Source organism: Streptomyces sp. MK7 (assembly GCF_032658145.1).
Taxonomy (GTDB): Bacteria; Actinomycetota; Actinomycetes; order Streptomycetales; family Streptomycetaceae; genus Streptomyces; species Streptomyces spiralis.
On record NZ_JAVACL010000075.1, the window covers coordinates 1 to 19,486 of the forward strand.

Sequence of the window (19,486 nt, forward strand, 5' to 3'; positions counted from 1 at the left end):
CCCCGGGCCGCCGCGACGGAGGCCGGTCCGGGCACCTGTTGCCGTGTCGGGTGACCTACGGCACGGCCGGGCGACGTGCCGCCCCCGCGACCTGCGCGGCGCGGGGTGCCTTGTCAACAGCCGGCCGTCAACAGCCGTGCCCCGCACGGACTTTCGCGGCGCCGCCCCCGGGGACGGCCGTCACACCCGGCTTTCACTCCGGCCCGGTCCGGTGGCCGCCCGACTCACCCGGTATGCAAGACGGTCCGGGTCCGGTGGCCGGTCCTCTCACCCGGTGTGCGCGGCGGTCCCGGTCCGGTCGACATCCGGCTCCACCCGGCTCTCGCGACGGTTCCGGTCCGGCGGACTGCCCATGCGCCCGCTCCCGCGACGGCTCCGGTCCGGCGGCCGGCCCACTCACCGAGCTCTCGCGGCGGTCACGGTCCGGTGCGCGGCCCCCTCACCCGGCTCCCGCGACGGTCACAGTCCGGCAGACGGCCCACTCGACCGGCTCCCGCTGCGGTCGTGATCCGGTGAGGGGTCCTCTCATCCGGCGCTCGCGGCGGTCACAGTCCGGCGGACACCCGAACTCACCCAGCTCTCGCGACGATTCCGGTCCGGCGGCCGCCCACCCGCCCGGCGCCGGCGGCGGTTCAGGTCCGGCAGACGGCCCCCTCGCCCGGTTCTCGCGACGGCCCAGTCCGGCGGACATGCCACGTGCCCTGCTCCAGCGGCGATCCCGGTCCGAGGGGCGGCCCTCTCATCCGGCTTTCACCGAGGCCTCATACGGTGGGGGCATGACGCAGGTGACTCCCCCCGGGTGGTACCCCGACCCGGGGCAGACAAGTGACGGTCCCGCCACCGAGCGCTGGTGGGACGGTAAGGCATGGACGGACCGGACCCGCCCCGCCGGGTCGGGCACCGTATGGGGTCCGCCGGCGCAGCCTCCCGCGGCGGAGCCCGGGTACGCGGGGCAGCCGGGAGAGCAGGGGCAGCCGGTGTATTCCGGCCCTCCGGCGTATTCCGGACCCCCGGGACATCCGGGGTACCCGGTGCATCCGGGGTATCCGGGTCAGCCGCCGGCGCGGCGGCGCGGGGTGCGTACGGGTGTCGCCGTCGTGCTGGCCGCCGCGGTGCTGGCGAGCATCGGGGTCGGGGTGTACGCGCTGAGCAAGGACGACGGCGGCAGCGGGAACCGGGCCGGTTCGCACCAGGGCCCGGGCGGACAGGGCGGCTCCGGCGGCCAGGAGGGGTCCGGCGGCGGAGGCGGGCCGTTCGGCGGCCCCGGCGGGGACGGCGGCCAGGGGGGCTCCGGAGGGTCCGGGGATTCGGGAGGCTCCGGCGGCGGCCGGTCCGAGGCGCCGAAGATACGGAGCGGGTCGGTCACCGACCAGGCCAGCGGCATCAGCCTGCCCATACCCGACGGCTGGTACGGCCAGCAGCTCGGCGTGGGCGCCCAGGTCACCTCGGACGACGCCTACAAGTGCCCCGGCGACTCCAGCGCCAGCTGCACCAAGGGCGGCGCGTACTCGGCACCCGCGCTGCTGCTCGGGACCCGGGGCGGGACGGCCGAGGAGGTCGCCAAGGCCGACATCGCGGCCAACGCCAAGGAGTCCTACGGCGGCAAGTCCTACGGCCGGATCACCTCGCACCAGGTGCTGGCCTCCAAGGAAGTGACCGTGGCCGGCCAGAAGGGTTACCTGGTGCGCTGGAAGGCGGTCACCGAGAAGGGCTCCGACGGATATGTGGAGTCCCTGGCCTTCCCGTCGCCGGCGGACGCCCGCCGGCTGGTCGTGGTCCGCTTCGGCGTGGACGTCTCCGAACAGCAGTCCGTGATCGACGACATCACCCGGGGCATCAAGGTGTCCTCGGGCGGGGGCAGCGGCCAGAACGTGTGATCCGGCCGGATGTTCGCCGGCCGGGTGGGGTCCCTGTCCGCTCAGAGGGACACCACCCGGCCGGGGTTGCGCGCCGCCCCCGTCCCCACGGTGCGGCGCGAGCAGGTCACCGTCCAGTCATCCCGTGGACGGCGGCCTGCGTCATGGGGTGAGGCCGAGCGCGGGCAGCACGGCGGCCTCCACGAACCGGACCAGATAGTCCGGGTCGGCGTACTCCCCCTCCAGCACGGGCCGGATACGCAGGACGCCGAACATCTGCGCGGGCACGTACTCCAGCGCCGGGTTGTCGGCGCGGACCTCTCCGCGTTCGACCCCGCGCCGCAGGATCTCCCGCAGCGCGGCGAGCTCCGGCTCGACCAGCGTCTCGCGCAGGGCCAGCTTCAGCTCCCGGTCCTGCAGCATCGCATGACCGAGGGCCTGCAGAAGCCGGGTGTCGTTGCCCGACCACTCCCCCGCGGCGCGCGCCGCCTGCCGCAGGTCCTCGACGAGCGAGCCCGTGTCGATGCCCGCGAACCTCGTGCGCCGGTTGGCGCGCAGCGCGGCCACCACGAACTGGGGCTTGTTCTTCCACTGCCGGTAGAGCGTGGACTTGCTGCAGCGGGTGCTGGCGGCGACGCCCTCCATGGTGACGGCGTCGTAGCCGCACTCGCGGATCTGTTCGAGGACGGCGTCGAAGAACTCCCGCTCACGCTCGGGCGTGATCTTGGAGCGGCGCGAGGAGGCAACCGTCTCCGGTCCGTCCGCGGCCTGCGACGTCATCGCTCTTCTCCTCGCTCGTGTTCCAGCGGCGCTCCGGCCGCTCTCCAGTGTGGCGCGTCAGGTGTGAGGTATTCCTCGATACACCAGTGTACCGGTACCTGACCGTATCGGTACACTGGCGTATCGGTACGCTACCGTATCGATGATGCGGGCCAGCCGCACACTCACGCACACCGCAAGCGAGGGGGCCGGGCATGACTTCCCGAACCGAGGCCGCCGCAGTGGGTCCCGACCGGCCCGCCCGGCCTCCGCTCGTGCGCGAGCTCCTGCTCGTCACGGGTCTGTTCCTCGTCTACAAGCTGGGCCGGCAGCTCGCCGCCGGCCACAGCGGCGAGGCCTTCCGCAACGCCCACCACGTGTGGGACCTGGAGCGGGCCTTCCACCTGCCCGGCGAGGGCTCGGTCCAGTCCGTGCTGCTGCACGGCGACACCCTCGTGCACCTTGCGAACGCCTACTACGCGACCGTGCACTTCCCGGCCACCGCGGGCCTGCTGGTCTGGCTCTATCTTCGCCGTCCGGCGCACTACGTCTGGACGCGCCGCGGGCTCGCCGCCGTGACGGCCGCGGCCCTGGTGCTGCACCTGACGTTCCCGCTGGCCCCGCCGCGCATGCTGGCGGAGGCCGGCCTGATCGACACCGCGCGCGTGTTCGGGCCGTCGGTGTACGGACCGCCGAAGACCGATCACCTCTCCAACCAGTTCGCGGCGATGCCCTCGCTCCACTTCGGCTGGGCGCTCATGGTGGCGATCGCCCTCATCGTCGCCACCACGTCCCGATGGCGCTGGCTGTGGCTGCTCCACCCACTGCTCACCCTGCTGGTCATCGTGGGCACCGCGAACCACTACTGGCTCGACGCGGTGGCGGCGACCGCGCTGCTCGGCCTCGCCCTCGCGCTGACACCGCTGCCGCACCGCCCGGTGGCCACCGCCGCCGGACGGAGCCGGCCGGCATCCGTACCGGCGGAGCAGAACACCCTGGTGGGAGCGGCCCGATGAGCGCCGCCGCCCTGCTCGCCGTGGTCCTCTCGCTGTTCTCGGCCGTCGCCTACGCCGCCGCCGCGGTCGCCCAGGAACGGCTGGCCGCGCGCACGGCGGGCTCGGGCACGCTGCGACTGCTGCGCTCGGGCGCGTGGTGGTGGGCCGTGGCGCTGAACGGATCGGCGGCACTGCTGCACGTCGTGGCCCTCAAGTACGGGCCGCTGACCGTGGTCCAGCCGCTCGGCGCGCTCACCCTGGTGGCGGCCGTGCCGATGGGTGCGCGGATGGCGGGGCGGCGGGTCGCGGCGGGCGAGTGGCGCGGCACGGCGCTCACCCTGCTGGGACTGGGCGCGCTGCTCGTGGCGGCGTCCGGTCCCGCGCCCGAACAGGTGCTGAGTCCGGTCGAGGCGCTGACGGTCGCGGGCGCCACCGCCGTCCTCATCGGCGCGCTGTCCCGTCCGGGGGCGCGACCGGGCCTGCGGCACGCGACCGCGTCGGGGGTCGCCTCCGGTGTGGCCTCCGCGCTCACCCAGACCGTGACCGTCGCCGCCACCGACCACTCCGGACCGCTGTTCAGCGCGCGGGTGATCATCGTGGCGCTGCTGGTAGCGGCCTTCGCGACGAGCGGGCTGCTGCTGTCGCAGACCGCCTACCGGGGCGGCCTGGGAGCCCCGCTGGCGGTGGTGACACTGGCGAACCCGGTGGCGGCCGCGGTGATCGGGCTCACCCTGCTCGGGCAGGGGCTGCACGGCGGCGCGAGCGGGGTGCTGCTCGCGCTGTCGGGAGCGGCGCTCGCCTCGTGGGGGGTCGTGGCGCTCACGCGTGCGACCCCGCACTCCGCGCCGGCCGAACGGCCCTACCCGGAACCCGGTGTTGCCCGGCCCGTACAGCCCGTACAGCCCGACGGCCACGAGGCGCACCCCGTGGCCGCTGTCCTGGCTCTGGAGCCGCAGTCGGCGTCCCAGGAGCCGGCGCTGCTGTCCCGGCGGCCCGGCACGCGCCGGTCCGGACCGGGGCACCTCACGCCCCTGTGACCGCCGGACCGCCGCCGCGCCGGGAGCCCACGACCGTACGGCTGCCTGTCAGCCCAGGCCGCGCGAGTCCTGCTTGAGCGCGGTGTCGACGGTGAGCGCCGTCGCCACCACCAGGCTCAGCAGCGGTTCGGGCAGCTGGTAGTGGATCTGCAGGACGTAGTTGTCGGCCGTCGTGAACATCGTCTTGGCCAGGCCCTCCCAGGTCTTGGTGATCCGGGCGACCTCGTTGTCGGCGTGGTCGACGATCGCGAAGTTCCAGGCGCGCCAGTTCTCCGCCTTGATCGCGCCGACCTGCCGGCCATTGGCGTTCATCGCGAAGTTGATCTTGCCGAAGACGTTCTGCTGGACGATCTCGCCGACCTGCGAGCCGTCCGGACGGGAGACGATCACCCGCGACTTGAAGAACTTCGCGGGCCGGGTGAGCAGCAGCTGCGGCTGGCCGTAGCCGTCCCGGATCTCCAGCTTGTGCGTCATGAACTGGTCGAGGCTGGAGACGAACCGCAGGATCTTCTTCAGCGCGCTCTGCCCGACCTCGGTGACCGCGCCGATCTGGTTGCCGTTCTGGTCGAAGACCGTGTACTCGTTGGTCAGCTCGATCAGCTTGGCCTTCTGGTTCACCACGAGCACCGGCTCGCTGAACAGCGTGCCGCCGCCGGCGCCGGCGGGGGCGACGCCGGCCTGCTGCTGCACCTGCTGCTGCACGCGCGCGTCGGGTGCGGGGGCGGCGGGGGCCTGCCCGCCCGCGTGGGTGTGCTCGGTCCACTGCGCGCCGTCCCAGTAACGGAGCGTCTGCGCCGCGCCGTGCGGATCCGGGTACCAACCTGCAGGTGTGTTCGAATGCGTGGTCACCGGGGCACAGTACCGCGAGCCGGCCGGAAAGCAACCGCCGCCCGCCCCGCCTCAGCCGGTGGTCACGATCGCCGGATCGCTCACACCGGGACGCCCGTTCTCGACATGTCCGGCGAAGCGCCGCAGAAACGCCGCGTCCGCCTGGGAGACGACGGTGAGGTCGTACCAGCGCCCGCTCGCCGCGAGGTCGTAGCGGCGCCGCACCGTGGCGCCCGGCCGCACACTCACCGCCTCCGCGCTCCCGCCGTAGCCGCTGGTCACCTTCAGACGGACCGTGCCCGTGCCCTTGTTGGTGAAGGTCAGCTCGACGTCGTCGCCGACGTGCCGTGCGGTGACCTCGGGACCCGCCGCCCTGCCGGGACCCTTGAAGACCCGCAGGAAACCGTTCGGGCCGTGCACGGTCAGGTCGTGGGAGCCCCCGGAGTAGGCCGAGTTCCAGCTGTCGGAGACGGTCCTGCCCGCCTCGGTGGTGTAGGTCCAGGGGCCGTCGGTGCGGTTGCCCGAGGTGACCAGGAAGGCGGCACCGGCCTGCGCGCCGGATGCGAAGGTCAGGGTGAGCTTCCCGGCCGCCGGGTCCGCCGAACCGTCCACCTGCGGCGCGTACTTCAGGGGGCGGGTCGGCCGCCGGCCGCGCTCCTGCCGGGGCAGGGCGCCCTGGGCGGGCGGGGTCGGCACGTAGTCGGGGTGGCGGTCGTGGTCCGGTGGCTCGTAGCCGGAGGTGTCGGGCAGGGAGACCGGGCGGGTGTCCTCGCGGGAGAAGTCGAAGGCGGAGGTCAGGTCGCCGCAGACGGCGCGCCGCCAGGGTGAGATGTTGGGCTCGCGCACGCCGAAGCGGCGCTCCATGAACCGGATGATCGAGGTGTGGTCGAGGGTCTCGGAGCAGACGTACCCGCCCTTGCTCCAGGGCGAGACGACGAGCATCGGCACGCGCTGGCCGAGCCCGTAGGGGCCGGCGACATGACCGGCGTCGCCCTTGAACAGGTCCGGGCCGACGTCGACCGTGGACCGGCCCTGGCCCGCGGAGGCGGGCGGGAAGGGCGGGATCAGGTGGTCGAAGAAGCCGTCGTTCTCGTCGTAGGTGATGAACAGGGCGGTCTTCGCCCACACCTCCGGGACGCTGGTCAGCGCGTCGATGACCTGGGAGATGTACCAGGCGCCGTAGTTGGCGGGCCAGTTGGGGTGCTCGGTGAAGGCCTCGGGGGCGACGATCCAGGATATCTGCGGCAGCCTGCCGCCCCTGACGTCGGCCTTCAGCTGGTCGAAGAAGCCCTCGCCCTTGCGCGCGTCGGTGCCGGTGCGGGCCTTGTCGTAGAGGGGGTCGCCGGGCTGGGCGTCGCGGTACCGGTCGAAGTACAGCAGGGAGTTGTCGCCGTAGTTGCCGCGGTAGGCGTCCTGGATCCAGCCCCAGCTCCCGGCCGCGTCGAGGCCGTCGCCGACGTCCTGGTAGATCTTCCAGGACACGCCCGCCTGCTCCAGGCGCTCGGGGTATGTCGTCCAGCCGTACCCCGCCTCGTCGTTGCCGAGGACGGGGCCGCCGCCCTGGCCGTCGTTGCCGCTGTAGCCCGACCACATGTAGTAGCGGTTGGGGTCGGTCGAGCCGATGAACGAGCAGTGGTACGCGTCGCAGATGGTGAAGGAGTCGGCGAGCGCGTAGTGGAACGGGATGTCGTCGCGGGTCAGGTACGCCATCGTCGTGGTGCCCTTGGACGGGACCCACTTGTCGTAGCGGCCCTGGGCGAAGGCGGCGTGTCCGTCGTTCCAGCCGTGCGGGAGGTCCTGGATGAACGCCAGGCCCAGGTCGTCGGCGTCGGGGTGGAAGGGCAGGATCTCCTTGCCGCCACCGTCCGCCTGGTGCCAGACGCTCTTTCCGTTCGGCCAGGTGACCGGGCGCGGGTCGCCGAAGCCGCGGACGCCTGAGAGGGTGCCGAAGTAGTGGTCGAAGGAGCGGTTCTCCTGCATGAGGACGACGATGTGCTCGACGTCCTCGATCGACCCCGTGCGGCGGTTCGCCGGCAGGGCGGCGGCACGCTGGATGCTGCCGGCGAGGGCGGTGAACGCCGTGGTGGCGCCCGCGATCCCCAGGAAGCGGCGCCGGTTGACTTCGGACATGGGTGAGGGCATGGGCGGGTCCTCTCATCCTGACGTGCGGATGGCCGGAACGGACGGAATGCGCGCGCAGCGAGTGTTCCAAGAGCACCGAACGTGAGGGAAGGGTGCGATGTCGCCCATGTGAAAGGAGCAAGTACGCGAGGCGTCGCGTCCTGCACGGGCCGCATCACGGGCATCCGGGCCGGCACGCGTTCCAGGACGCCGCCCGCGAACACGTCGTACAGAGGCAGGGTTTCCAGGTGGACGTAGCCGATGCGGCAGTCGCAGACGGCCAGCGGGCACGGACGCGGACGCAGCGCCGTCCGGTACGAGCCGTCGTAGAGGTTGCCCAGCTCGGCGCGGTCGAAGTGGCAGCGGCGGACGGTGCCGTCACCGACGACGGACACGACGGGCTCACCGGTGCGGCAGGGCCCCTTGCGTTCGCCCTTGAGGGAGGCGAAGAAATTCTTGTAGGCCGTCTCGGCATCGCGCAGGCACTGCTGGAGCACGACCACGGAGACCTCGCCCAGCCAGGAGCGGGCCTCGGTCTGCTTGGCCTGAGTGATCAGGCGCGTGGACAGCTCCCCGGCTTTCGGGAACGGGCCTCCCGCCGCGCGTGCGTCCTCCCGGGCGCGCACGGCGTCATCGAACACGACGCGGGCGCCCGAATGCCCGTGCCGGCGCTCTGCGTTGGGCGTGATCCGGGTACAGGCAAAAGCTGTACCGAAGCTGCGTGGCTGCGCGAAAACTTGTACCAACAGCCACTGACGACGACCGTTGGTGGGGCCGGAGTCCGGAGAACGTGCGGTGGTGGAGCCAGGCCGTTGCCGCCGGGGCTACACCCGGCTCGCGGTCGCCGTGTCCGCCGACAGCCGCTGGGCGACGTAGATGGGCACGACGGAGAGCAGGACGAGGACGGCGGCCACGACGTTGACCACCGGGGCCTGCTGCGGCCGGGTCATGTTGTCGAAGATCCAGATGGGCAGCGTCTCGACGCCGGGCCCGGCGGTGAAGGTGGTGACCACGATCTCGTCGAAGGACAGGGCGAAGGCGAGCAGGGCCCCCGCGAACAGTGCCGAGCGCACCAGCGGGAAGGTGACGTCGGCGAAGGCGCGGAAGGTGTCGGCGCCGAGGTCCATGGCCGCCTCCTCGTAGGAGCGGGAGGTGCGGCGCAGCCGGGCGACGACGTTGTTGAAGACGACGACGATGCAGAAGGTGGCGTGCCCGACGACCACGGTGAACAGCCCGAGTCCGACCCCGAGCGGCCGGAGCACCGTGGAGAACGCGGAGTTGAGGGCGATGCCGGTGACGATCCCGGGCAGGGCGATGGGCAGAACGACCACGAAGGAGACGGTGCCGCGGCCGAAGAAGCGGTGCCGGGCGACGGCGAAGGCGATCAGCGTGCCGAGGACCAGGGCGATGGCGGTGGCGCCGAGGCCCGCCCGCACCGAGGTCCACAGGGCGGCGCGGGCCCCGGAGTTGTGCCAGGCCACCGACCACCAGTGCGCGGTCAGCCCGGGCGGTGGCCAGCTGGCGCTCCGGTCCGGGTTCAGCGAGTTGACGAGGACCAGCAGCAGCGGCACGTAGATCACCGCGAAGCCGAACCCGGCGGCGAGGCGCAGCGCGATGCGCGCGGAACGGGAGAGGTGCACGGCGGGCTCCTAGAGACTGCTCAGGGCGCCGGTGCGGCGCATCGCGAGCAGATACAGGACGACGACCACCACCGGGACCGTGCCGAGGGCGGCGGCCATGGGGAGGTTGAGTTCGATGTTGGAGTAGACGAGGTTGCCGATCAGCTGGGTCTTGCCGCCGACGATCTGCACGGTGATGTAGTCGCCCAGGCTGAGCGAGAAGGTGAAGATCGATCCGGCGGCGAGCGAGGGCAGCACCATCGGCAGCACGACCGAGCGGAAGGTGCGTCCGGGACGCGCCCCGAGGTCGGCGGACGCGTCGAGCAGTCCGGCGGGCAGCTGCTCCAGCGCGGTGTGGATCGGCAGGATCATGTACGGCAGCCAGAGGTACGTCAGGGTGAGGACGGCGGCCGGCAGGCCGAAGCCGGGGCCGCTCAGCCCGAACGGCTTCAGCATCCAGTCGGCGAGCCCGCCCTGGGAGAGGATCAGCCGCCAGGCGTAGACCTTGACCAGGTAGCTCGCCCACAGCGGGGTGAGGATCGCGACCACGAGCAGCGGGCGCCGGCTCGGCTTGGCGACGCGCGCGGTGTAGAACGCGAGCGGGAAGGCGATCACCGCGCACAGGGCGGTGACGGCGAGCGCCACGCCGATGCTGCGCAGGATCACCTGGCGGTAGACCGGCGTGGTGAACAGCTCGTGGAAGTTGTCGGTGGACCAGACCCTCACCACTTCGGAGGTGAAGGAGTCCGTCGTCCAGAACGCCGAGACGAACAGCACGGTCAGCGAGCCGAGGTAGAGCACGGCCAGCCACAGCAGCGGCGCGGTCAGCAGCAGGGACAGCCGGAGGCGGGGGCGCCGGTGCAGCGCCCCCGCGGTCCGTGTCAGCAGGCTCATGCTCAGCCCTTGATCTCGGTCCAGGCCTGCACCCACTTGGCGTACGGCACGCACTTGACGTCCGTGCGGCCGTCCAGGCACTGCTCGATGGGTGTGTTCCAGAAGGCGATGCGCTTCCAGTAGTCCTCGTCGGCGGCGTGGTAGGTGGCGCAGAAGTTCTTGTCGCTGGTTTCCGCGCAGGCCTTGGAGTTGGCGGGGGCCTCGCCGAAGTACTCGGCGACCTGGGCGTTGACCTTCGGCGAGATGATCCAGTTCATCCACTGGTAGGCGCAGTTGGGGTGCTTGGCCTTGGCGTAGATCATCCAGGTGTCGGACCAGCCGGTGGAGCCCTCCTTCGGTACGAACGCCTTGACCTTGGCACCCTCGGAGGCGGCGAGGTTGGCGATGACCTGCCAGGTGGTGCCGACCACGGAGTCGCCGCTCTTGAAGGCGGAGACCTCCTTGAGGTAGTCGCTCCAGTACTCGCCGACGTCCGCGTTCTGCTTCTTCAGCAGGGCGACGGCCGCGTCGAACTGCTTCTGGTCCAGCGCATAGGGGTCCTTGATCTTCAACTCGGGCCTGGCGGCCTTGAGATACAGCGCCGCGTCGGCGATGTAGATCGGGGAGTCGTACGCGGTGACGTGGCCCTTGTACGCGTCGGCGTCGTCGAAGACCGCGGACCAGGATGTGGGCGCGGGCGTGACCTTCTGCGTGTTGTACATCAGCAGGTTGGCGCCGCGGCCGTGCGGGATGCCGTACATCGTGCCCTTGACGGAGTTCCACCTGCCGTTCTTCAGGCCGCTGAAGACGTCCTTGTAGTTCGGTACCAGCTCGGTGTTGACCGGGGCCGCGTCGCCGGAGGCGATCAGGCGCAGGGAGGCGTCGCCGGAGGCGGAGACGGCGTCGTACTCGCCGGTCTTCATCAGCTTGACCATCTCGTCGGAGCTGGCGGCGACCTTGGAGTGGACCTGGCAGCCGGTCTGCTTCTGGAAGTCGGTGACCCAGTCGACCTTGGGATCGTTGGAGCCGTTCTCGACGTAGCCGGCCCAGGCGATCAGGTTGACCTGGCCCTCGGACCTGCCGAGCTTCGTCGGTGCCTTGAGGTCGGGTGGGTTGAGTCCGGTGGCGGAGGAGCCGCCGCCGGAGGAGCCGCAGGCGGTGGCGGCGAGGAGGAGTGCGGTGGCGGCGGCCGCTGCCTGGAGGGTTCGGGTGAGACGCACGACGTTCTCCATACGTTGGGGGGATCAGTCGGGAACGTGGACGGTGTGGCGGCGGTGCCAGGTGAGGCGGACCCGGGCGCCGCGGTAGGCGGCGACGTCCTCGGCGGAGGTCTCCAGGTTCTGCTGGAGCGCGGTGAGGCGGCCGCCGGCGTCGAGGTCGACCAGGAAGCGGGTGGTGTCGCCGAGGTAGACGACCTCGGCGACGGTGCCCGTGGCGGTGGCGTGCTCGGGTTCGTCGACGATGGCGGCCTCCTTCAGGACCCGGATCTTCTCCGGCCGGATGCTGTGGGTGCCGCCGGTGCCGAGGACGCGCCGGGCGGCATCGTCCCGGAGCAGGTTGGAGGTGCCGACGAAGGAGGCGACGAACGAGGTGGCGGGGCGTTCGTAGATCTCGGCGGGGGTGCCGACCTGTTCCAGGCGGCCCTGGTGGAAGACGGCGATGCGGTCGCTCATCGCCAGGGCCTCCTCCTGGTCGTGGGTGACGAAGACGAAGGTGATGCCGACCTCGCGCTGGAGCGCCTTGAGTTCCAGCTGCATCTGTTCGCGCAGTTTGAGGTCGAGGGCGCCGAGCGGCTCGTCGAGCAGGAGCAGGCGGGGGCGGCCCACGAGGGCTCGGGCGAGGGCGACCCGTTGCCGCTGTCCGCCGGAGAGCTGGGCGGGGCGGCGCCTTCCGTGTCCGTCGAGGCGGACCTCGGCGAGCGCCTTGCGGGCCCGCACCAGCCGTTCGGCCTTGGGCACCTTGCGGATCTTCAGGGCGTAGGCGACGTTCTGCTCGACGGTCATGTGCGGGAAGAGGGCGTAGTCCTGGAAGACGGTGTGGACGTCCCGTTCGAAGGGCGCGAGCCCGGTGACGTCCTGCCCGGCGAGTTCGACGCGGCCCTCGGTGGGGGTCTCGAAGCCGGCGATCAGCCGCAGAACGGTGGTCTTGCCGGAACCGGAGGGGCCGAGCATGGAGAAGAACTCCCCGTCCCGGATCTCCAGATCGACCCCGGCCACCGCGGTCGTCTCCCCGAACCTCTTGCGCAGAGCCTGCAGCCGGACCGCAATCCCCTCCATGCGGGAACCTTTCTGGCGCTCATGAACGTTGCTCGGAAACATATGAAGTCATAGTTCAAGATTCAAGACCGCCTCGGGGCAAAGCTTGGGTCAACGGGCAGGGTGGTGGCCGTGAAGCAACGACACGTCGGGAGCGGGGCCGGGGGCAGGAGCGGCGGCGGCGCGGGCGGCCTGCGGGTGGGCATGGGCGAGCGGGGCGGCCCTGGCGAAGTCGGCGCCCGAAGGGCCGTGTTCGCCCCGGTGGAGAGGCGGGCGCGGGTGGACGCGGTGGTCCGCCGGATCGGTGACGCCATCGAGCTCGGTCTGCTCGCCGACGGGGAGCAGCTGCCCGGCGAGAGCGAACTGGCCGGGCAGCTCGGGGTGTCCACGGTGACCCTGCGGGAGGCGCTGATGGCGCTGCGGCAGCAGGGGCTGGTGACCACCCGGCGCGGACGCGGCGGCGGCAGTTTCGTCTCGCTGCCCGGGCGCCCCGGTCGGACCCGGCTGAAGACCCGGCTGCGCGGCTGGAGCACCGAGGAGCTGCGCGACCTCGGCGACCACTGGGCCGCGCTGTCGGGCGCGGCGGCCCGGCTCGCGGCGGACCGCACGGAACCGGAGGATCTGCGTCAACTCAACCGCTCGATCGACGAGTTCACGGGCGCGGCCGACGCGGCGGCGCGCAGCCGCTTCTACGGACGCTTCCACGTGGAGCTGGCGGCGGCCGCGCAGTCGGCCCGGCTCACTCGGGAACAGGTCGCGTTGCAGACCGAGGTGGGCGCGCTGCTGTGCCTGGTGCTGGGGGACGACGAATATCGTGAAGAAGTCGCAGACCGGCACCGCGCCGTCGTCTGCGCCGTGCAGGATGGGGCCCGTGATTCGGCCCGTACGCTGGCCGAGCGGTGCGTGGAGGAGTCGGCGGCCCGGCTCGTCGCCCTGCGGCTCTCGCTGTAGGGCCTGTCGCGAAAGCTCCGACGTCCGCCCGGAAGGGTGGGGGCGGGCGGGACTTTCGGCGACGGAGGCCCTGGCCGCACCGCGCCCGGTCCTGTCCGCTGGAGGGCGCCATGAGCACGATCCCGGCACTCGCCGGAGCGCCGGCCGCGACGCGCGGCGCGGGTGCGGCCGAGCGCGCCGCCGAAGGCGTCGCCGCCCGGGTGGGCCGCGCCCTGGAGGCGGTCTTCGAATCGGTCGCCGAGACCGCGGCCGAGACCGCGGCGCTGCTGACACGGGTGGCCACCGAGGGGCGCCGGCCGGCGACCGCCGATCTGGCCGCGCTGCGGCCGGGGCTGCATCTGCGGCTGGCACGGCAGGAGTTGGTCTCCGGGGTCGGCTTCATCGCCGCGCCGGGTCTGCTGAGCGACGTACCGGCGTGGCTGGAGTGGTGGCAGAGCACCGGTGAGGGTGACGTACGGCCGCTGCTGCTCGACCTCGATCCGGCGCGGTCGGCGTACGCGGACTACACGCACTGGGACTGGTTCGCGCTGCCCCGCGACACCGGGCGACGGGCGGTGGCCGGGCCCTACGTCGACTATCTGTGCTCCGACGAGTACAGCCTGACGCTGTCGGCGCCGGTCGAGGTGGCGGGCCGCTTCGCCGGAGTGGCCGCGGCCGACGTGTACCTGCGCCACTTCGAGACGGCGGTGCTGCCTCTGCTGCGGGAGTTGCCCGGGCCCGCGTACCTGGTGAACGCCCGGGGCCGGGTGGCCGCCTCCGCCGACCCGGCACATTTGGCCGGATCCCTCGCCCGGGGGCCGGACTTCGCCGCGGCCCTGGAGCGGGTGTGCCCCGCCGCCCGGGGTGAGGTGGGGCTGGTGCCGTGCCGTCCTGTGCCCCTGGTTCTCGTGGTGGGCGCAGTCCCCGGGTCCGCGGCGAGCGGGGAGGCGGAGACGGAGGCAGCGGGCCGGGGGGCGAGCCCGGCGCCGTCGGCGACCTGAACGCCGACGGTGCCGGCTCAGGACTCGGGCGTGGGCACCACGCTGAGGTGCCCCGCCGCGCGGCGGGTGCTGCGCGGCCGGCGCGGGGCCGGGGCGGGGCGGCGTGGATCGCGCAGCACCAGGGTGAGCCGGGTGTAGCCCAGTTCCCGCAGTGTGTCCGGGGCCTCCTCGACGATCCGGCAGTCGGTGGCGCCCCAGCGCGGGTCGGGGTGCAGCAGCGGCCGGACCGCGCCGTCGGACCGGGCGGCCGCCTCGCCGACCGTGCGGATCCAGTGCGGCAGCCCCTGCCGGTAGGCGGCCTCCATGATCGGGTCCTGGGCGATGTCCCGGCGGATGGCCTGGAGGCCGTGGTCGGGGCCGCAGCGCTCCATGGTGGCCGCGAAGTTCGCCAGCATCGGCAGGCACCAGCGGCACTCGTGGTCGCCGAGGACCGTGCCCGCGTCCGGGTGGAAGAGCACGAAGCGCAGGAAGTTGTCGCTCGGCATGGCCGTCGGATGCGGGCCCACGCCCCTGAAGAGCGAGGTGAAGGCGCCGTTGGTCAGGACGACGTCCCAGCGGTGGTCGACGACGAGGGAGGGAAAGGGGACGGCCTCCAGAAGCGTGGCGTAGTCCTGCAGGTAGGCCTGCGCCTCGGGACTGACGGGGACGGGCCGCGGCGCCGGCCGCTGCCCTCCTGCCTGAAATGCCATCGGGAGGTCACCCCTCTTGCCTCTGCGGCCTTCACGCGGCGACCCGATCCTGCTGGTCGGACGCGAGCCGTGTCAACTATCGTGGCATTTCATGCCGGTTGACGGCTGAAATTGGCCACAGTTGTGGCGAGACCTGGATGCGAGTTCGAACGACGGGCTACTCTCCGGGAAGTTCACGGCACCCCGCCTTGTGAGAAGCCTGTGAGAGACGTAGGAGATCTGTCGGTGACGGACGGCATCGAGGATCCGGGCGCCACGGCGTCGGCTGTGCTGCCGGCGGTCGTCGCACGCGTCACCGCGCTCGCCGACCGGCTCGGCGTTCCCCAGGCGGAGGTCTTCGACGTCGGCCGCCTGTCCGTGGCCTGCGGCGTGCCCGAGCCCGTGGTCAGGGCCCTGCTCAGCGGGCGGCCCGCGGGCGAGCCGGATGTGCAGGCCCGGTTCCTGCAGCGGCTGGACCTGCTGCGCCGCACCCGGCTCAAACCGAACGGGCGCCGCTACACCCAGCAGGAGATCGCGGACGGCGCGGGCATGTCCCGGCAGCAGGCCGGCGCCCTCATCAACGGCGACCGGCGCCCCACCATGGAGCACTGCGACGCCATCCAGCGCTTCTTCCGCGTGCACGCCGGGTTCCTCACCGCCGAGGACCCCGAGGCACTCGCGGGCGCCCTGCAGCGCACCGAGCAGGAGCTGCTGCAACGGCTCGCCGACCGGGAGCGGGAGGCGGAGGCGGCCGCGGACGACCCGCTGGAGCGGCTGCTGCGGAACCACGGGGTGCGCGGCATCGCCTGGCGCGCGGCGCAATTGCCCACCGACCAGCACCGGGACAAGGTGGCCGAGTGGCTGGACATGCTGCTGGAGAGCGTCAAGCGGCCCGAGTCGTGATGCGGTGATGCGGTGATGCCGTAGGCGGTGCAACTGCGGGGACCGTCGGCGGCGTCCCGGCCTCGCGGCGCGGTCCACCCGGCAGCCGTGGTCCCTGTTTCCGCCCGCCCATGCCCTCCTGGATGCCCTCCTGCCCGCGCCGGGCGGGCGAACCGGGGCGGAGCGCGGGGGCGTTGTCAGTGGTGGACGGCAAGCTGGAGGGTGTGCCGCCGCTGTGCGGGGGCGCCCGCGCCGTCCGGGCAACCGGGCGCGCGACCGTGTGACGCCGAAACCGGGGAGAGCGACCCATGCCCACCGCCGTGCTGACCGACCGTGAGCGCGCCGCCGTCCAGGCCTACCTGCGGCTGCTGCACACCGTGCGCGCCGCCCTCGACGGCCCCCCGGCCTCCGGCCGGCCACCGCTCGTCCCGCCGTCCGTCCTCGCCGAGGCGGACCAGGCCCTGACCCGGGCCGGCCTGACGGGCAACGAGAAGGCGTTCTTCCAGCTCCTGCACGACTGCAACCCACGGGCATGACGTCAGCGCCCGGCCGGGCGCCACCGTACGGGACGAGAACGCCGCACGCCTCCGGCCGGGCACACCCCGCTTCCCCCGTGCCGTGCGCCGGGGCATCCCGCCGGTCAGCGGTGTGGGACCGTCACCGCTGTGGCCAGCAGGTCCGGGCCGGTGGTCCAGTGGCCGTCGAAGTGGGGGAGGCGGTGGCCGGCCAGCAGGGGGCCCGGGACGAGGAGTTCGGCGCGGAAGCGGCCGGTGCGGGGAGCGTCCGGATCCGGGACGATCTCGATGTCCGCGCCCGTGAAGTCGAGCCACTGGCCGGTCAGCGGGAACCACGCCTTGTAGACGGACTCCTTCGCGCTGAACAGCAGCCGGTCCCAGTGGATGCCGGGGTGCCGCTCCGCCAGGTCGGCGAGCCGGCGTCGCTCGGCCGGCAGGGCGACGGCGTCCAGGACCTCTTCGGGAAGCCGCGCATGGGGTTCGGCGTCGATGCCGAGCGAGGCGAGGTCGTCGGTCCGCACCAGCGCGGCGGCGCAGTAGCCGTCGCAGTGGGTCATGCTGCCGACCAGGCCCTCCGGCCAGCGCGGGGCACCCCACTCGCCGGGCAGGACGGGCTGCGGCGGCACGCCTAGCTTCTCCATGGCACGCCGGGCGCAACCCCGCACCGCGGCGAACTCGCGGCGGCGCTTGTCCACCGCCCGCGCCATGACCGCCTGCTCCTCCGGATACAGCGGGGCGTCGCCGCTCCCGTCGTCGCCGTACGCCTCCACGGCCACCACGGTGTCCGGGAGCAGCTCATCGATCACCGGTACCGTCCTCCATGGGCAGTATGCTGCGCGGTCTGCCCGGCGGCTGCGCGCGCCGCCGCCACTCGCGGGGGTATCCCACCGACACCTCCTCGAAGCGGACACCCTCATGCCGGGTGGTCCGCGGGATGTGGAGATGGCCGTAGACCATGGCGGTCACGCGGAACCTGCGGTGCCAGTCGGCGGTCAGCGTGGTGCCGCACCACATGGCGAACTCCGGGTACCACAGCACGTCCGTCGGGTGCCGGTGCAACGGGTAGTGGTTGACGAGCACGGTGGGCAGGTCGTCCGGGAGTTCGGCGAGCCTGCGCTCGGTCTCGGCGACCCGGGCCCGGCACCACGCCTCGCGGCTGGGGTACGGGTCGGGGTGCAGCAGGTACTCGTCGTTGCAGACGATGCCCGTGCGGCGCGCGTAGGCGAGCCCCTCCTCCCGGGTGGCGCAGCCGGGCGGCAGGAAGGAGTAGTCGTAGAGCAGGAAGAGCGGCGCCACCGCCACGGGGCCGCCGGGGCCGTTCCAGACCGGGTAGGGGTCCTCGGGCGTGGTCACGCCCAGTTCGCGGCACAGCTCGACCAGGTGCTCGTAGCGGGCGACGCCGCGCAGCGCGACCGTGTCGCGCGAGTGTGTCCACAGCTCGTGGTTGCCGGGGACCCACAGGACCTTACGGAAGCGGCTCGCCAGGGTCTTCAGGGCCCAGCGGATGTCGGTGACGGTCTCGGCGACGTCCCCCGCCACGATCAGCCAGTCGTCGTCCGAGTCGGGTGCCAGCCGCTCGACCAGGGCGCGGTTCTCGCTGTAGCCGATGTGCAGGTCGCTGATGGCGAGCAGCCGTCCGGTCCCGCCGTCCGTCCCCGTCACCTCTTGCCCCCTGTCGCACCCACGTTGGTCACCACCAGAACACACTCCGCACCACCGGGACAAGGACATCCCGGGCCCACCGCCGCCACGTGTCCGGATCCGTCACATGCGCGTGACACGCCACGGCCGGGAAAGGCCCTATGATCGCCACAACACCACCGCCGACAGGCTTCCCTCCCGCCGGGCGGTTCGGTGTCCCTCCTTCCCCTCTGGCCGGGCACGGCCTGCTTCGCCCTGCCCGCGAACCCGAAAGGCGGCCCGCATGATCTCTCGCGTACGCGTCTGGCTCAACCGCACGTACGCGGAGAACGTGTTCTTCATCGATCAGCTGCGCAGAAATCCCTGCGACCGGGCCGTCGAGATCCATGCCACGCACGGCGACCCGGACTCCCCCGTGCTGGCCGCCGCCGACACCGCCGAGCTCGAACCGGAGGGCCTGTCCCCGGCCGCGTACGCCGAGTACGCCCTCGACCAGTGTGCGCGACGCGGCATCGACGTGTTCGTGCCCCGGCTGCACCAGGCCGCGATCGTGGCGCACCGCGCCGAGTTCGAGGCGGCCGGTACGGCGCTGCTGGCCCCGACCCCGCAGGCGGTGGCCGTCTTCGAGGACAAGGCGACGGCGTACGAGGCGGTCGGGGCGATCGGCGTGCCGGTGCCGCCCTGGCGGCGGGTGCGCACCGCCGACGAACTCCTCGCCGCAGTGGAGGAGTTGGAGGCAGCCGGGCACCAGGTGTGCTTCAAGCCGACGTCCGGCGCCGGCGGGACGGGCTTCCGCGTCATCACCCGGGCCCCGTTCTCGCTCACGCATCTGAGCGGTTTCCCGAGCCCCTACGTCCCTCTCGACCTGGTCCTGAAGGCCCTGGCGCGGGCGGAGGAACCGGTCGACTGGCTGGTGATGCCGCGCCTGGAACAGCCGGAGGTGTCGGTCGACTGCCTGACGGGCCCGGACGACCGGATCCGTATGGCCCTGGGGCGCACCAAGAACGGCCGGCGCCGCGGTTTCACCCTGCACGAGCAGTGGCTGGAACCGGCCCGGCGCATCGCCGAGGGGTTCGGGCTGCACTATCTGTCCAACATCCAGTTCCGGATGTACGGCGAGCTGCCGGTGCTGATGGACGTCAACACGCGTCCGGCGGGCGGACTGCACCAGCTGTCGCTGTGCGGGGTCAACGCCCCCTGGGCGGCCGTGCGGTTGGCGCTGGGCGAGGACCCCGGCGAGCTTCTGCCCCCGTTCCTGGGGCAGGACTACACGGTGGTGTCCGGGCCGCGTCCGCTGCGGCCGGTGACGCTTCCGCGGCAGCGGACGGAGGAGGCGGGGCCGCTGCTGCCGGGAGTACCGGCGCCGGGCGAAGCCGTCACGGCGGCGGAGGCCCTGCCGCTCCAGGGCGTGTTTCGAAAGTAGCGTCGTCCGCCCGAAGGGCGGGGCCCGCGGCGTCTGGTGCTGGGGGCGCCTCCCACGCCGTTGAGGCAGTGGGGGAGCATCGC

At 72.5% G+C, this 19,486-nt stretch carries 18 protein-coding genes and 2 pseudogenes; 8 read left to right on the top strand and 12 right to left on the bottom strand.

What is annotated here, in order from left to right; translation table 11 throughout:
• Window positions 1–776: 776 nt before the first annotated feature.
• On the top strand, window positions 777–1,877 hold the full coding sequence (locus tag R2S09_RS38000; RefSeq protein WP_316745704.1) for a DUF2510 domain-containing protein: 1,101 nt from the start codon (window positions 777–779) through the stop codon (window positions 1,875–1,877).
• Between the two features lie 141 nt (window positions 1,878–2,018).
• Here R2S09_RS38000 and R2S09_RS38005 read toward each other — a convergent pair whose 3' ends face one another.
• Window positions 2,019–2,636 carry a TetR/AcrR family transcriptional regulator gene (locus tag R2S09_RS38005; protein ID WP_316745706.1) on the bottom strand — a complete coding sequence of 206 codons (618 nt, stop codon included), beginning with the start codon at window positions 2,634–2,636 and terminating at the stop codon, window positions 2,019–2,021.
• 194 nt (window positions 2,637–2,830) lie between these two features.
• On the opposite strand from R2S09_RS38005, the gene R2S09_RS38010 reads away from it, so the two are divergent.
• Together R2S09_RS38010 and R2S09_RS38015 are read left to right on the top strand one after the other, a co-directional pair.
• Window positions 2,831–3,631, top strand: coding sequence for a phosphatase PAP2 family protein (locus R2S09_RS38010; protein WP_316745708.1), 801 nt, complete (start codon window positions 2,831–2,833; stop codon window positions 3,629–3,631).
• Window positions 3,628–4,647: a hypothetical protein gene (locus tag R2S09_RS38015; RefSeq protein ID WP_316745710.1), complete on the top strand. Its 1,020-nt coding sequence runs from the start codon at window positions 3,628–3,630 to the stop codon at window positions 4,645–4,647. Before R2S09_RS38010 ends, R2S09_RS38015 begins: the two co-directional genes overlap by 4 nt.
• A 48-nt stretch (window positions 4,648–4,695) precedes the next feature.
• Here the strand turns inward: R2S09_RS38015 and R2S09_RS38020 are convergent, their stop codons facing one another.
• From R2S09_RS38020 to R2S09_RS38055, 8 genes and pseudogenes are all read right to left on the bottom strand, one after another.
• A complete protein-coding gene (locus R2S09_RS38020; protein WP_316745712.1) occupies window positions 4,696–5,496 on the bottom strand; it encodes a phospholipid scramblase-related protein in 801 nt (266 codons plus the stop codon).
• Between the two features lie 51 nt (window positions 5,497–5,547).
• On the bottom strand, window positions 5,548–7,605 hold the full coding sequence (locus R2S09_RS38025) for a phosphocholine-specific phospholipase C (RefSeq protein WP_316745713.1): 2,058 nt from the start codon (window positions 7,603–7,605) through the stop codon (window positions 5,548–5,550).
• Between the two features lie 157 nt (window positions 7,606–7,762).
• Window positions 7,763–8,015 (bottom strand): annotated as a pseudogene (locus R2S09_RS38030) (radical SAM protein); the annotation flags it as partial.
• Window positions 7,995–8,349: pseudogene (locus tag R2S09_RS38035) on the bottom strand (helix-turn-helix domain-containing protein); the annotation flags it as partial. The pseudogenes R2S09_RS38035 and R2S09_RS38030, both read right to left, overlap by 21 nt.
• 71 nt (window positions 8,350–8,420) lie before the next feature.
• The gene (locus R2S09_RS38040) at window positions 8,421–9,236 is read right to left on the bottom strand and encodes an ABC transporter permease (protein WP_316745714.1); all 816 of its coding nucleotides are present in this window, start codon (window positions 9,234–9,236) and stop codon (window positions 8,421–8,423) included.
• 9 nt (window positions 9,237–9,245) lie between these two features.
• A complete protein-coding gene (locus R2S09_RS38045; protein WP_316745716.1) occupies window positions 9,246–10,109 on the bottom strand; it encodes an ABC transporter permease in 864 nt (287 codons plus the stop codon).
• Between the two features lie 2 nt (window positions 10,110–10,111).
• Window positions 10,112–11,308, bottom strand: a complete 1,197-nt coding sequence (locus tag R2S09_RS38050) for an ABC transporter substrate-binding protein (protein ID WP_316745718.1) — start codon at window positions 11,306–11,308, stop codon at window positions 10,112–10,114.
• Between the two features lie 24 nt (window positions 11,309–11,332).
• Window positions 11,333–12,364, bottom strand: a complete 1,032-nt coding sequence (locus R2S09_RS38055) for an ABC transporter ATP-binding protein (RefSeq protein ID WP_316745721.1) — start codon at window positions 12,362–12,364, stop codon at window positions 11,333–11,335.
• A gap of 183 nt (window positions 12,365–12,547) precedes the next feature.
• Here R2S09_RS38055 and R2S09_RS38060 point away from each other — a divergent pair, with 183 nt between their 5' ends.
• Window positions 12,548–13,294, top strand: a complete 747-nt coding sequence (locus R2S09_RS38060; RefSeq protein ID WP_316745734.1) for a GntR family transcriptional regulator — start codon at window positions 12,548–12,550, stop codon at window positions 13,292–13,294.
• Window positions 13,295–13,404: 110 nt separating this feature from the next.
• Window positions 13,405–14,274, top strand: coding sequence for a cache domain-containing protein (locus R2S09_RS38065; protein ID WP_316745722.1), 870 nt, complete (start codon window positions 13,405–13,407; stop codon window positions 14,272–14,274).
• 17 nt (window positions 14,275–14,291) lie between these two features.
• On the opposite strand, the gene R2S09_RS38070 is transcribed toward R2S09_RS38065, so the two are convergent.
• Window positions 14,292–14,963, bottom strand: coding sequence for a hypothetical protein (locus R2S09_RS38070; RefSeq protein WP_316745724.1), 672 nt, complete (start codon window positions 14,961–14,963; stop codon window positions 14,292–14,294).
• Between the two features lie 225 nt (window positions 14,964–15,188).
• Between R2S09_RS38070 and R2S09_RS38075 the strand changes: the two genes are divergently transcribed.
• Window positions 15,189–15,845 carry a helix-turn-helix transcriptional regulator gene (locus R2S09_RS38075; protein ID WP_316745725.1) on the top strand — a complete coding sequence of 219 codons (657 nt, stop codon included), beginning with the start codon at window positions 15,189–15,191 and terminating at the stop codon, window positions 15,843–15,845.
• A 287-nt stretch (window positions 15,846–16,132) separates the two neighbouring features.
• Window positions 16,133–16,360 carry a hypothetical protein gene (locus tag R2S09_RS38080; RefSeq protein WP_316745727.1) on the top strand — a complete coding sequence of 76 codons (228 nt, stop codon included), beginning with the start codon at window positions 16,133–16,135 and terminating at the stop codon, window positions 16,358–16,360.
• A gap of 104 nt (window positions 16,361–16,464) precedes the next feature.
• Here the strand turns inward: R2S09_RS38080 and R2S09_RS38085 are convergent, their stop codons facing one another.
• Entirely contained in the window at window positions 16,465–17,145 is a 681-nt protein-coding gene (locus R2S09_RS38085; protein WP_316745729.1) for a 4'-phosphopantetheinyl transferase superfamily protein, read from the bottom strand.
• The gene (locus R2S09_RS38090) at window positions 17,135–18,001 is read right to left on the bottom strand and encodes a metallophosphoesterase (protein ID WP_316745730.1); all 867 of its coding nucleotides are present in this window, start codon (window positions 17,999–18,001) and stop codon (window positions 17,135–17,137) included. Before R2S09_RS38090 ends, R2S09_RS38085 begins: the two co-directional genes overlap by 11 nt.
• Before the next feature lie 262 nt (window positions 18,002–18,263).
• On the opposite strand from R2S09_RS38090, the gene R2S09_RS38095 reads away from it, so the two are divergent.
• Window positions 18,264–19,403, top strand: coding sequence for an ATP-grasp domain-containing protein (locus R2S09_RS38095; protein ID WP_316745732.1), 1,140 nt, complete (start codon window positions 18,264–18,266; stop codon window positions 19,401–19,403).
• Window positions 19,404–19,486: the final 83 nt, after the last annotated feature.